Below are 12360 nucleotides of genomic sequence, written 5' to 3'. Positions count from 1 at the left end.
TCGGTCCCGCTGCCCACGCTGGTCATCTGCGAGCTGCTCGGTGTGCCCTACGCCGACCGCGACCGGTTCCGCGTCTGGTCCGAGCAGGCCGGGACCCTCGAGGGCGGGTCGAGCCGGGCAGGCATCACCGCGCTGGGGACCTACGTGTGGGGACTGCTCGCCGCGAAGCGGGAGGCCCCGGGCGAGGACGTCCTCTCCGACCTGGTCACGGCCCAGCGCGAGGACCCGACCCTCACGGACCTGGAGGTCACCGGCATCGCGACCGCGCTGCTGTTCGCGGGTCACGAGACGACGGTCAACCGCGTCGACGCCGGGATCCTGCGGCTGTTCCCGCACGAGGGGCCGCGGTGCGCGGTCGGCGGCGAGGACGTCGCGGGCTTCGTCGAGGAGATCCTCCGGCTGCCCGGGCCGGGGAGCGGGCGGGGCGGCGGCCTGATCCGCTACGCGCGCACCGAGGTGGAGGTCGGCGACGTCGTCATCGCGCCGGGCGACGCCGTCGTGCTGTCCATCGGCGCCGCCAACCAGGACCCCGCGGTCTTCGAGGCGCCCGCGACCCTCGACGTGGGCCGGGCCCCGAACCCGCACCTGGGCTTCGGCCACGGCGCGCACCACTGCGTGGGCGCGAGCCTGGCCCGCATCGAGCTCCGGGCCGTGTTCGCCGCCCTCCCCGAGCGGATCCCGACCCTGCGCGTCGCCGTGCCGCTCGAGGGCCTCCGGCTCCGCGACGACAACCTCACCGGAGGCCTGACCGCGCTCCCCGTCACCTGGTGAGGGTGAGGTCGGCGGACACCTCGACACCTCGGTCATCGCGGGGGTCGCACCAGCAGGAGGTTCATCGCCCGCAGGCGGAGCGGGCAGCGGTCGTCCTCGGTGAGCAGCGCGACCTCGGTGTGCACGAGCCCGCGGTCGGGCTTGGACCGGGACACCCGCGCCTCGGCGACGGTCACCCGGAGCCGCACCGGGTCGTCCGGGCGCAGCGGGGACGACCAGCGCAGCTCGTCCACGCCCGGCGAGCCGAGGCTCGCGACGGCCGAGACGTAGTGGTCGCAGTACAGCCGCATCATCAGGCCCGCGGACTGCCAGCCGCTCGCGATCAGCCCCCCGAACGGACCGTCCTCCGCCCACGCCGGGTCGGTGTGGATGCGCTGCGGGTCGTAGCGCGTCGCGTACTCGACGATCTCGTCCTCGGTGACGCCGAGCCAGCCGTACTCGAAGGTCTCCCCCGGGCGGTAGTCCTCGAACCAGCGGTCGTCGATCGGGCTCGCGAAGTCGTGCCCGCCGAGGGCACGCGTCGTGACGTGGGCGGAGACCATGGCCGCGATCCTGCCCCGGAGCCGATCTCGCGGGCGCGGTGAGTCACACCACCGAACGCGGCCGGCGCACGGCGTGCACGACGTTCCACCGCAGCGCCCCGGCGAGGTCGCGGGCGTGCTCGGCCACGGTGAGGTCCCGCGCCGGGCGCGCGGCGGCGACGGCGGCGTCGAGGTCGAACCCGTGGTCGCGCAGGACCTCGGAGAAGTCGCGCTGCAGCGGGGCGAAGCACTCGTAGCCGGCCTCGCGGTAGAACCGCCGGAACAGCGGCCGGAAGAGCCGGACGCGTTCGTGCAGGCCCGACGAGTGCGACATCGGGTTCTTGTGCCGTGCCAGCACGTAGTCGGGCAGGACGTCCGCGAACGCGTGGCGCAGGATCCACTTCTCGTAGCCGTCCCGGATCTTCAGCTCGCGCGGCAGGCGCATGGCCAGCTCGAGCATCGCGGGGTCGAGGAACGGCACCCGGGCCTCGACGCACTGCGACATCGACGTCCGGTCGACGCGCTGCAGCTCGGTGTGGCTCAGGTAGGCCAGCTTGTGCAGGAAGAGCCGGCGGACGTCGTCGGCGCCGACCCGGCGGTACATGTCGTAGCCGCCGAACAGCTCGTCGGAGCCGTCCCCGGTGAGGACGACCTTGACCCCGGCGGCGTGCACGGCCGCGAACAGCCGCCGGGAGACGACGGCGTTGATGATGTCGCCGTACTCGGTGAGCTCCGAGACCCGCACGGCCTCCCGGACCTCGCGCAGCCCGATCGAGGCCGGCCGGACCGGGACCACCACGTGCTCGACGCCGAGGTCGGCGCACAGCCGCCGGGCGTAGGCGACGTCCTCGCTGCCCTCGGTGCCGACGGTGAACGCGACGCAGTCCGGGTGCAGCGCGTGCACCTGGGTCAGGGTGAGCGAGCTGTCCAGCCCGCCGGAGAGGACCACGCCGACGCGCAGGTCGGTGTCGACCCGGCACGCGACGGCGTCGGTGAACGTCGCGCGGACGGCGGCCGCGGCCTCCTCGACGTCGAGGATCGGCGGCCGGGACTCCCCCAGCCGGTAGAGGTCGAGGTAGGGGTGCAGCTCGGGGTCGGTGGCGGGGTCGGCCCAGCCGCAGTGCCCCGGCGGCACCTCGTGGACCCGGGCGCCGAGCCCCGCCAGCGCCTTGATCTCCGAGGCGACGTGCAGCCGCCCGTCGTGGCGCGCCCAGTACAGCGGCTTGACCCCGACGGGGTCGCGGGCGAGGAAGACCCGGCGGGTGGCGGTCTCGACGACCGCCAGCGCGAACTCCCCGCGGAGCCGGCGCAGCCCGTCCTCGCCCCAGGCCAGCACCGCCTCCAGCGCGACCTCGGTGTCGCCCAGGGTGCGGGTGGGTCCGAGCTCGGCGCGCAGCTGCGCGTGGTTGAAGATCTCGCCGTTGAGGTTGATCGTCCACCGCCCGTCGGCGCTGGCCCAGGGCTGGACCGCGTGCTCGCGGTCGACGATGCACAACCGGGCGGTGCCCAGCAGGGCCTCGGGCGCCCGCCGGGTCTCGATCCGCTCCCCGCGCGCGGCGACCGCGCCCAGCATCGCCTCGAAGGTCGCCGCATCGGCGGCGGCGCCCGGCCCCAGCACCACTGCTATCCCGCACATGCGTGCTCCCGACGGAAGGCCTGCTCGTAGGCGGACACCCACGCCGGGCTCAGGCAGACGTGCCAGGCCTGGCCCTCGTCGATGAGGTTGATCGTCCCGGCGTCGCGCAGCCCGAGCAGGATCTCCTGCAGCGGGGCGGCGTGGCCGTGGCGGGCCGGCCAGGCCATCTCCACGTCGGCGGCGTAGCCCGCGCAGTGCGAGCTGGCGCGGGCGGCGGAGTAGCCGAGCTCGCGCAGGTGGTCCTGGACGGCCTCGCTGCGGACCAGGCAGTTCACCCAGAGCCCGTGCGGCCACCGCGGCACCGCCGCGGCGAACCGGTGGGCCACGTCGTCGAGCAGCGCCACCACCGCGGGGCGCGCCCGGTCGTAGCTGAGTCCCGACGTGTGCGGTTCGCGGTCCGGTGCCCACCGCCGCACCGCGTAGTTCCGGGCCCGGACGGGCCACGACGCGGTCGACACCCGGTAGCGGAACCCGAGCGTGCCGCGGTCCCGGAGCCCGGCCAGCCCGACCAGGTCCCGGGACGCGAGCACGGCGGCGTCGTCGGCGAACGCGCCGGCCGGCGACCACCAGAGGACGTCGATCTGCTGCAACAGCAGCAGGCGCAGGTGCTCGGCCGGCGTCCGCACGTTCGACCGCGGGCCCGGGCGGAACGCGAGCGCCTCGACCTCCAGGCGGGCGAGGGCCTCCTCGGCGCCGCCGGGCAGGGCGTCGAGCACGACGAGCAGGTCCGGCTCGGCCGCGGCCCGGTGCCGCAGGCGCGGGCCGTCGAGGCCGGCCACGACCCGGGCGACCGCTTCGCGGTACGCGACCAGCTCCTCACTCGACGGTGGCACGCCCTGCACGAGCGGGTCCTGCTCCGCGGTCGTCACGGAAACGGACAGTAGCCACACGGGTCACGCCGACCCCACGCGACGCGCCGGGACGGTGGTCAGTCCACGGAGCCGAGCACGCCGCCGAACCGCACGAGCGCCGCCGGGTAGAACCGGGGCACGAGCCGGACGAAGAGGTCCACGAGCTTCGCGTCGTTGCCGACGAGCACCCGCGGTTTCCCGCCCTCGACCCCGTCGACGATGATCGTCGCGGCGCGCTCCGCGGGGAGCTTGAGGAGCTTCTCGTTGTAGGTGCGCATCCGCGCCTCGTCGGCGGGGGTGCTCGGACGCTGCGCGGCACCGCGCTCGAAGGCGGCCGTCGCGATGTTCGTCTTCACGCCGCCGGGGTGGACGACGGTGACCTGCACCGGGTGCCCGCCCGCGAGCATCTCGGCGCGCAGGGTCTCGGTGAACCCGCGGACGCCGAACTTGCTCGTGCAGTACGCGGACATCCCGGGCTGGGCCATGAGCCCGTTCAGGCTCGAGACGTTGACGACGTGGCCGTCGCCGGAGGCCACCAGGTGCGGCAGGAACGCCTTCGTCCCGTGGATCACGCCGAAGAGGTTGATGCCGAGCACGGTGTCGTACTCGCTCCACTCGCCGTCGAGGACCGACCCGGAGCTCGCGATGCCGGCGTTGTTGTAGATCTGGTGCACGACGCCGAAGTGCTCGACGACCGCGTCCGCGTGCGCCTGCACCGCGGCCCGGTCCGCGACGTCGAGCCGGGCCGTGAACACCTCGGCGCCCAGCGCCTTGACCTGGTCCGCGGTCTCCCCCAGCCCGGCCTCGTCGACGTCGGAGAGCGCGAGCCGCGCGCCCCGCCGGGCGAGCTCGAGGGCGAGGCGGCGCCCGATCCCCGATCCGGCGCCGGTGACGACGGCGACCTTGTCGCGGACGCTGCCCATGGGTGCTCCCTCGCTCGGTGGGTGGTGCCCGGCCACGGTACGGGCGCGTACCGATCCCGGCAAGGGCTCGGTGAGCTAGCCCTGGTCGATGCGCACCATGTTGCCGGCGGGGTCGCGCACGGCCGCGTCGCGGACACCCCAGGGCTGGGTGGTGGGCTCCGAGAGCACCTCGACGCCGGGCGCGGACACGAGCGTGTCGAAGGTGGCGTCGAGGTCGTCGGAGCGCAGCTGGATCATGCCGAGCACGCCCTTGGCCAGCAGGGCGGCGACCGCGTCCCCGTCCTCCCGGGAGCGCCCGGCGTGCGGGGGCGAGAGCACGATGTTGATCTCGGGCTGGGTGTCGGTCGCGAGCGTGACCCAGCGCTGGCTGCCCTGCCCGACGTCGTTGCGGACCGTCAGGCCGAGCGTGTCGCGGTAGAAGGTGAGGGCCGTGTCGAGGTCGTCGACGACGACGTGCATGCCGGAGAGCGAGATCGTCATGACGGCGACGCTAGGCCCCGGCGCGTGACGGAGGCTTCTCCGAACCTGCTCTCCTGCGGGCCGGCCGCGCGACGGCCATCGTCTGGCAGGTGGGCGCGCTCCGCAGCTCGTCGTGGTTCCGCGCGCGGTACGCCGACGGTGTCTCGCCGACCAGTTCGGTGAACCGGCTGGAGAACGACCCGAGGCTGGTACAGCCGACCGCGACGCACACGTCGGTGACGGTGAGGTCGCCGCGGCGCAGCAGGGCCTTCGCCCGTTCGATGCGCCGCGTCATGAGGTAGGAGTACGGCGTCTCCGAGTAGGCCTCGCGGAACCGGCGGCTGAAGTGCGCCGGGGACATCAGCGCGGTCCGGGCCAGGGCCGGCACGTCGAGCGGCTGCGCGTACTCGCGGTCCATCCGGTCGCGCGCGCGGCGCAGGCGACGCAGCTCGTCGAGGTCGGCGCTCACGGCCCCATCCTTCCCGACGCGGGCCGGCGCCGGGGCCACCCGGTCAGCGCGGCGCGTGGCCCGTAGACCGGCCACGGGCGACGGGACCGCTCAGGCCTCGATGACCCGGGGGCCGTCCTCGGCGGGCGGCTTGCCCCCGCGCAGCATGAGGGCGAGCGGGACACCGATCGCGGTCAGGATCGCGGTGACGATCAGCAGGTCGTTGAGCGCGGTGATGAACACCTGGCTCTGCAGCTGCTCGTAGAGCTGGTACTGCTGCAGCATCGCCGAGCCGCCGGAGCCGCTCGCCGACGACGCCGCCGAGGACGCGGCCGACGACGCTCCGGCGGCGGCCGACCCCGACGACGCCGACCCGGTCGTGGGCATGAGCGCGGTGCGGTCCGCGAGGCCCTGGGCCCGCTGGAGCTCCATCAGCGCGGTCATCGCGGCCAGGCCGATGGCCGAGGAGGTGCGCTGCACGACGGTGTTGAACGCGCTGCCGTTGGAGGTGCGGTCGGCGGGCAGGGACGCCATCCCACCGGTCATGATCGGCATCATCGCCAGCCCGATGCCGGCGGCCCGGACCGCGAGGATGAGCTCGAGGTGCCCGTGCGGGGTGTCCGGGGTCAGCGTCGCCATGTCCCACGTCGTGTAGGCGACGATCGACAGCCCGAGCGCCGCCGGCCACCGCGCGCCGAAGCGGTCGTAGATCTGCCCCGCCACCGGCATGATCACGGCCATGACGAGGGCCTGCGGCAGCAGGAGGAGCCCGGTGTCGAACGCCCCCATGCCCTGGAACTGCTGCAGGTACAGCGGGATGTAGAACAGCACGCCGAACAGCCCGACCGACACGATCGCGATGAGGATCAGCGAGTTGCTGAACGCCCAGGTCTTGAACACGCGCACGTCGAGCAGCGGCTGGTCGACCTCGAGCTCGATGATCACGAAGAGCGCCAGCGAGAGCACGCCGAGGGTGAGCAGGATCAGCGTCGGGTAGGACGTCCAGCCCCACGTCGGCGCCTCGGAGAGCGCCAGGAGCAGGGAGAACGCGCCGACCGCGATGGCGAGGAAGCCGGGCAGGTCGAAGCGCATCCCGGGCTCGGGGTGGAAGCGCGGCAGCAGGAACAGGGCACCGATGACGCCGAGCACCGCGACCGGGACGTTGATGAAGAAGATCAGCCGCCAGTCCACGTACTCGACGAGGTAGCCGCCGAACGTCGGGCCGATGGCCGGGGCGAAGACGATGCCCAGGCCGTAGATGCCCATGGCCGCGCCGATGCTCTTCCGCGGGACGATCTTGTAGAGCATCGACAGCGCGACGACCGGGATCACGCCGCCCGGGATCGCCTGCAGGATACGGAAGACGATCATGCTGTTGACGTCCCACGCGGTGCCGCACAGCGCGGAGAAGATCGCGAAGCCGATCATGGCGACGATGTAGGTGCGGCTGAGCCCCAGCCGGGCGCCCAGCCACGCGCTCGCCGGGACGATCACGCCCTCGGCCAGCGAGTACGACGTCGAGACCCACTGAATCTGGTCGGTCGTCGCGCCGAAGTCGTTCTGCATCGTCGAGATGGCGACGTTGACGATGCTGATGTCGAGCACCGACATGAACATGCCGACGACGAGCACCAGCAGCGGGACGAGCCAGTTCGAGCGGGGACCGGGCTGCTCCGGGGCCGCGGGCGCGGCGGGTGCCGCGGGCCGCGGCGGCGCGGCGGGCCTCGCCGGGGCGGGCGCCGGGTCCGGGCGGCGAGGCGGCGCGGGCGGCGCCTCGACGGTGTGCCCGTTCGTCCGGGTCCGCTCGCGGGTGTCCGGGAGGGTCGAGCCGGGTCGTCCGTCGTCGAGTGCGGTCGGGGCGGACCCGAACTCGGTCTCGGTCGACATGCTCGGGGTCTCCTCCTCGCCGACGGGATCCCCCGGGGGTGCCCGAGGACTACGGCGTCACCCGCGCGTCGAGAGCGGCGTGCGTCACCCGGTCGAACGGTAGGAGGCGGCGGATCGGTCCGCCCGTGGATGTGGGAGACGTCTCCCACTAGTTTGCCGGCTCCGGCCCGGGGTCAGTCGCCCGGCTTGCGGATGTCGACGGTCACGTTCATGCCGGGGATGAGGTCGAGGCCCTGCATGTCGTCGATCCCGATCCGCACCGGGATCACCTGGGTCACCTTCTGGAAGTTGCCCCCGGAGTTGGATTGCGGGAACGGCGAGAACACCGCTGCCGCGCCGCCCTGGATCTCCTGGACGGTGCCGTGGAAGGTCCGCCCCGGGTAGGCGTCCACGGTGAAGTCGACGGGCTGGTTGACCTCGACGTCGCCGACGTCGGTCTCGTCGACCCGTGCGGTCACGTAGACGTTGTTCGGGTCGTACGCGATCGCCAGCTGCGCGCCCGCGGTCACGTAGGCGCCCTCGGTCGTGTCGGAGTTCGCGACGGTCCCGGCGGCGGGCGCCCGGATCGGGAGCTGGGGCTGCACGTAGGCGCCCTGCACCTGGACCCGGCCCACGAGCTGGTCGCGCTGCAGGACGGCGCCGGTGGTGCCGCGCCAGCCGACGAGGGTGCCGGCCGCAGGCGCCACGATCGGGATCTGGGTGCCGTCGACCTGGGCGTTGTCCGTCGAGACGAACTTGCTCGAGTTCACGAAGTAATTGATCGCGAACGCGGCCGCGGCGAGCACGGCCAGGATGACGATGATGGCGAGCCCGATCTTGGTGGAGCGCTTGAGGCCCCGGCGCTTCGTCCCGCCCTCGACCGCGGTGCCCTCGGCCGGCGTCGCGTCGTCGGCGGCCGTGGCGGTGGTCGCGGTGGTCGTCGTGGTCGCCTCGGAGCTCTCCGGCGCGCTCACGCCGAGCCGCCCAGGAGCACCTGCTGGCCCTCGGCCAGGCCGCCGGTGATCTCGGTGCGGTCGGCCCCGACGAGGCCCGTCGTCACCGGCGTCGGTGTCTGTCTGCCGTCAGAGGTCACGACGGTGACGGTGGCCCTGTCTCCCTGCCGGTGCAAGGCGGCGTTCGGCACGCTGATCTTCCCCTCGGACGTCGCCGTGGTCACCGACGCCCGCGCCGACTGCCCGTCGTGGACGCGGGGGTCGCCGTTCGGCAGGGCGATCGTCACGTAGTACTCGACGCTGCCGCCGAGGGCGACCGACGACGGCGCGACCGAGAGGACCGTGCCGTCGAACGTGCGGTCGGGCACCGCGTCGAGGGAGACCACGGCGCGCTGCTGCGGTGCGACGTTGGCCGCGTCGACCTCCTGGAACGGCGCGACGACCGCGAACTGGCTCACGTTCTGCAGCACGATGAACTGGGTGCCGCCGGGGCGCGTCGGGGAGGCCGCACCCGCCGCGGCGCCGGCGGCGCCCGCCGCCTGGGCGGCCCCGGGGATCGGCGCGTTCGAGCCTGGCGCGAACGGCGTCGTCGAGGACGACGGGGCGACGAACTCCCCCACCCCGCCGTTGAGGGCCGAGATCGTGCCGGGGCCGGGGGCCCGCAGCGTCGTGTTGTCGAGGGCCCGGCGGGCGTTCGCGACGCCGGCCCGCGCCCCGTCGACCGCGGCGGCGGCGGCGTCGAGGCTGTTGGGCCGGCTGGCGCTGGCCGAGTCGAGCCCGTTCTGGGCGCTGACCTGGCCCTGCCGGGCGCTGGCCACCTGCAGGTTGCCGGCGGCGGCGTCGACGTTGCGCTTCGACTGGGCCTGGGCCAGTTGCTGCTGCGCCATCTGGACGCCCTGCTGGGCCTGGAGCACGGCGTACTGGTCGACGGGGATCCGCTGGCACGGCGCGGGCGGCGTCGCGGTGTACGTCGGCGCGCACGCCGCGCTGTCCGCCGCGAGCGCCGCCTGGGCCGGGCCCACGCCGGCCTGCGCCTGCCCGACCGCGGCCCGCGCCGCGCTGATCGCCGTGTCGTCGGCGGCCAGCGTCGCGGCCGCCTGGCGCCGGGTCGCCGACACCACGGAGGCGGCGGCGTCGACCGAGTTCTGGGCGCCGCCGACCGACGTCGCGTCCCGGACCTGGTCGTAGTTCGCCTCCTGGGCCGCGAGCTGCGACTGCGCCTGGCGCAGGGCCTGGCGCGCGGAGAAGTCGTCGATGGTGGCGAGGACCTGGCCCCCGGTCACCTGGTCGCCGACCGCGACCCGCACCGACGTCAGCTGCCCACCCGTCGGGAACCCGAGGTTGGTCGCGCCGAGGGTGGAGACCGACCCCGTCGACTCCACACCGGTACTGACGGCGGCGCGTTCGACACGCGCGGTCTTCGGCGGTGCAGCGCCCTGGGAGCCACTGCAGGCGCCCAAGGTGAGGATCGCTACGACGGCCAGTACGGGGAGTGCCATCCGTCGTACGGAGCAGCGGGTCACGTGCGGAACAACGCGCGGCGACGATCTGGGATACGACTACCGCAACGAGAGCCACTTCACGGGTGATCATCAGACCCGCGGGTCCCGGACCCGTCACGGGCGGGGCTCGGGGCCACCCCGTCGAGTGGTCCTGCGGCGCAGCGGGTCCGGCTCCCGGGCGGCGCCGAGGGACCACTCGGGTCAGAGCGGGGTGCGGCGCCAGGCGTCGAGGACCTCGGCGGGGAGGTCGCCGCGGGGGCCGGTCGCGTCGGCCAGGCCCACGCAGCGGTCGCCGAGGAAGACGCCCAGCCCGTAGTGCACGGTCCCGGCCCCGGCGTCCTGCCCGAGCACCGCCACCCCGATCTCGTACTCCGCCGGGTAGCCGACCTCGGCGACGTAGGCGACCCGGAACGCCGTCGGGGCGATCCCGGGCGGGGGGCCGCCCCACCCGGAGGTGAGGACCTCGTCCTGCAGGGCGGCGATGCCGTCGGCGTACCAGGAGATGAGCGCGACGTTGTTGACGTGGCGGTTGGTGTCGATGTCGCCGATGCGCGCGCGCAACGAGATCGCGAACGGATAGGTCGCCCGGTCGCGCCGTTCCGGCCCGGGGCGGTGGGCCTGCGGCGCGTCGGGCTCGTCGAGCACGAGCCCGGCGAGGTCGGTGCGCAGCGCGTCCGGCAGGTGCGCCGGCCCGGCGTCGGTCGCGAAGACGGTGACGGTGTCCCCGAGCGCGACGCAGCGGTCCTCGCAGAACACCCCGTAGCCGTAGGTGAACGACGAGCCGCCGACGCGGCGGACGCCGACCCCGATGCGGTACGTGCCGTCCCAGCGCATCGAGGCGAGCCGGTCGACGTGCTGGGCCGCGAGCAGCACCCGGAACGGCCCGAACTCGCCGTCCTCGATCAGGCGCCGGAAGGCGGGCAGCTCGACCGCGACGCGGACGTCCTCGAACCAGCGCGCGATCCCCGTCGTCGAGATCGTCCCGTCCGGCCCGAGGTCGGAGTAGCGCGGCGCGACCTCGCGCAGCACCGGGTACGCCCCGGGGTGGGTCAGCACGCGGTGGGCGAGCGCGGTGGGCGGCATGCGGACCATGGTGGCGAAGGGGGTCCCGGCGACGCTGCCCGGCCGGGCCCGCGTCACAGGCGCGCCGCGTCACAGCGAGGCGCCAAGGGCAGGCTCGCCTGGCTGGCAGGCCGGTCCCGACGCTGCTTGACTCGCCGCCGTGACCGACGACAGCGCGGTGCTGCCGACCCACGAGGACGAGCCGCACGCCGAGGCCAGCGACGCCCGGCTCAACTGGTTGCGCGCCGGTGTGCTCGGCGCGAACGACGGCATCGTGTCGGTCGCGGGCATCGTGCTCGGCGTGGCGGGCGCCGTCGCCGACCGCGGCGCCCTCCTCACGGCGGGCATCGCCGGCCTCGTCGCGGGTGCGGTGTCGATGGCCCTGGGCGAGTACGTCTCGGTGTCCAGCCAGCGCGACTCGCAGCGCTCGATGCTCGCCAAGGAGCGCCGGGAGCTCGCCGAGGACCCCGAGGACGAGCTGGCCGAGCTCGCCGCGATCTACGAGGCCAAGGGGCTGAAGCCCGAGACCGCCGATCGGGTGGCCCGCGAGCTGACGGAGCACGACGCCTTCGCCGCCCACGCCGAGGTCGAGCTGGGGATCGACCCCGAGGAGCTCAGCAGTCCCACCCAGGCGGCGGGCGCCTCGGCGCTGGCCTTCACCCTCGGCGGCCTGCTCCCCCTGCTCGCGATCATGCTGCCGCCCGCGGGGTGGCGGGTGCCGGTGTGCTTCGTGGCGGTGCTCGTCGCGCTCGGGCTCGCCGGCTGGGTGTCGGCCCGCCTCGGCGGCAGCTCGATCCGCAAGGCCGTGCTGCGCGTGGTCGTCGGGGGCGCGCTGGGCCTGGCGGTCACCTACGGCATCGGCCACCTCGTCGGCACGGCGGTCGGCTGAGCGTGACCGGGTCCGACACCCCGCCCGGCTCCGACACCGATACCGACACAGACACCGACGCCGTCGAGCTCGGCGTCGCCGTGGCGGCCCCGGTCGACCAGGCGTGGGACGCCGTCGTCGGGCTCCCCGACGTGCGGGTCTGGCTGGAGCCGGCCCGCGTCGAGGCCCGCGCCGACAACACGATCGCCGTGGCCACCGGGGCCGAGGGCGCCGTCCGCGTCGTCGAGCGGGAGCCGCCGCACCGCCTGGTCACCGAGGCCGAGGCCGTCGTCGCCGGGCACGCCGCCGTCCTCACCACGACCTGGCGGATCGAACCGCACGAGGCCGGGACCACGGCCGTGCGGGTGGCGACGACGGGACTGGGCGCCGCCGCGGGGCAGGACCCGGGCACGGCGCTGCGCGAACGGTCCGCGACGGCGCTGTCGACGCTGGCCGTGCACCTGGCGCACTTCGCGGGGCGGAGCGGCGTCGGGGTGCAC

Annotated in this window: 13 protein-coding genes; 3 read left to right on the top strand and 10 right to left on the bottom strand. The window is 74.4% G+C overall.

Annotation, left to right across the window (positions count from 1 at the left end):
- Positions 1-771, top strand: a 771-nt coding sequence (locus AC0CYZ_RS02565; RefSeq protein WP_472212052.1) for a cytochrome P450, incomplete at its 5' end; no start/stop codon positions are given.
- Between the two features lie 32 nt (positions 772-803).
- Here AC0CYZ_RS02565 and AC0CYZ_RS02560 read toward each other — a convergent pair.
- The 10 genes from AC0CYZ_RS02560 to AC0CYZ_RS02515 form a co-directional block, all read right to left on the bottom strand.
- Positions 804-1313, bottom strand: a complete 510-nt coding sequence (locus AC0CYZ_RS02560; protein WP_472212050.1) for a MaoC family dehydratase — start codon at positions 1311-1313, stop codon at positions 804-806.
- 43 nt (positions 1314-1356) lie between these two features.
- Positions 1357-2928: an asparagine synthetase B family protein gene (locus AC0CYZ_RS02555; protein ID WP_472212048.1), complete on the bottom strand. Its 1572-nt coding sequence runs from the start codon at positions 2926-2928 to the stop codon at positions 1357-1359.
- The gene (locus AC0CYZ_RS02550; RefSeq protein WP_472212046.1) at positions 2916-3797 is read right to left on the bottom strand and encodes a hypothetical protein; all 882 of its coding nucleotides are present in this window, start codon (positions 3795-3797) and stop codon (positions 2916-2918) included. Before AC0CYZ_RS02550 ends, AC0CYZ_RS02555 begins: the two co-directional genes overlap by 13 nt.
- Positions 3798-3856: 59 nt before the next feature.
- On the bottom strand, positions 3857-4702 hold the full coding sequence (locus tag AC0CYZ_RS02545) for an SDR family NAD(P)-dependent oxidoreductase (RefSeq protein WP_472212044.1): 846 nt from the start codon (positions 4700-4702) through the stop codon (positions 3857-3859).
- Positions 4703-4777: 75 nt separating this feature from the next.
- Entirely contained in the window at positions 4778-5182 is a 405-nt protein-coding gene (locus AC0CYZ_RS02540; protein ID WP_472212042.1) for a VOC family protein, read from the bottom strand.
- 10 nt (positions 5183-5192) lie between these two features.
- Complete coding sequence (locus AC0CYZ_RS02535) at positions 5193-5579, bottom strand: helix-turn-helix transcriptional regulator (RefSeq protein ID WP_472212054.1); 387 nt, start codon at positions 5577-5579, stop codon at positions 5193-5195.
- A gap of 141 nt (positions 5580-5720) precedes the next feature.
- Positions 5721-7496: a DHA2 family efflux MFS transporter permease subunit gene (locus AC0CYZ_RS02530; RefSeq protein WP_472212040.1), complete on the bottom strand. Its 1776-nt coding sequence runs from the start codon at positions 7494-7496 to the stop codon at positions 5721-5723.
- 173 nt (positions 7497-7669) lie between these two features.
- Positions 7670-8449, bottom strand: a complete 780-nt coding sequence (locus AC0CYZ_RS02525) for an HlyD family secretion protein (RefSeq protein ID WP_472212038.1) — start codon at positions 8447-8449, stop codon at positions 7670-7672.
- Positions 8446-9927, bottom strand: coding sequence for an efflux RND transporter periplasmic adaptor subunit (locus AC0CYZ_RS02520; protein ID WP_472212036.1), 1482 nt, complete (start codon positions 9925-9927; stop codon positions 8446-8448). The genes AC0CYZ_RS02525 and AC0CYZ_RS02520 overlap by 4 nt, the downstream gene beginning before the upstream one ends.
- Positions 9928-10131: 204 nt before the next feature.
- Entirely contained in the window at positions 10132-11013 is an 882-nt protein-coding gene (locus tag AC0CYZ_RS02515; RefSeq protein WP_472212034.1) for a hypothetical protein, read from the bottom strand.
- Positions 11014-11152: 139 nt separating this feature from the next.
- Between AC0CYZ_RS02515 and AC0CYZ_RS02510 the strand changes: the two genes are divergently transcribed.
- On the top strand, positions 11153-11881 hold the full coding sequence (locus AC0CYZ_RS02510) for a VIT1/CCC1 transporter family protein (protein ID WP_472212032.1): 729 nt from the start codon (positions 11153-11155) through the stop codon (positions 11879-11881).
- 2 nt (positions 11882-11883) lie between these two features.
- The coding region (locus AC0CYZ_RS02505; RefSeq protein ID WP_472212030.1) for an SRPBCC domain-containing protein at positions 11884-12360 on the top strand (477 nt) is incomplete at its 3' end.

The sequence above is a fragment of the Actinomycetospora sp. genome, assembly GCF_055612215.1.
Note: the sequence above shows the minus strand (reverse complement) of the source record. Positions and strands in the feature narration are given on the sequence as shown.

What these genes read in the sequence shown, in the direction of transcription:
- AC0CYZ_RS02560 (WP_472212050.1), bottom strand. Translation starts at nt 1,313, where the DNA reads ATGGTCTCCGCCCACGTCACGACGCGTGCCCTCGGCGGGCACGACTTC.
- AC0CYZ_RS02555 (WP_472212048.1), bottom strand. Translation starts at nt 2,928, where the DNA reads ATGTGCGGGATAGCAGTGGTGCTGGGGCCGGGCGCCGCCGCCGATGCG.
- AC0CYZ_RS02545 (WP_472212044.1), bottom strand. Translation starts at nt 4,702, where the DNA reads ATGGGCAGCGTCCGCGACAAGGTCGCCGTCGTCACCGGCGCCGGATCG.
- AC0CYZ_RS02540 (WP_472212042.1), bottom strand. Translation starts at nt 5,182, where the DNA reads ATGACGATCTCGCTCTCCGGCATGCACGTCGTCGTCGACGACCTCGAC.
- AC0CYZ_RS02535 (WP_472212054.1), bottom strand. Translation starts at nt 5,579, where the DNA reads ATGGACCGCGAGTACGCGCAGCCGCTCGACGTGCCGGCCCTGGCCCGG.
- AC0CYZ_RS02530 (WP_472212040.1), bottom strand. Translation starts at nt 7,496, where the DNA reads ATGTCGACCGAGACCGAGTTCGGGTCCGCCCCGACCGCACTCGACGAC.
- AC0CYZ_RS02520 (WP_472212036.1), bottom strand. Translation starts at nt 9,927, where the DNA reads ATGGCACTCCCCGTACTGGCCGTCGTAGCGATCCTCACCTTGGGCGCC.
- AC0CYZ_RS02515 (WP_472212034.1), bottom strand. Translation starts at nt 11,013, where the DNA reads ATGCCGCCCACCGCGCTCGCCCACCGCGTGCTGACCCACCCCGGGGCG.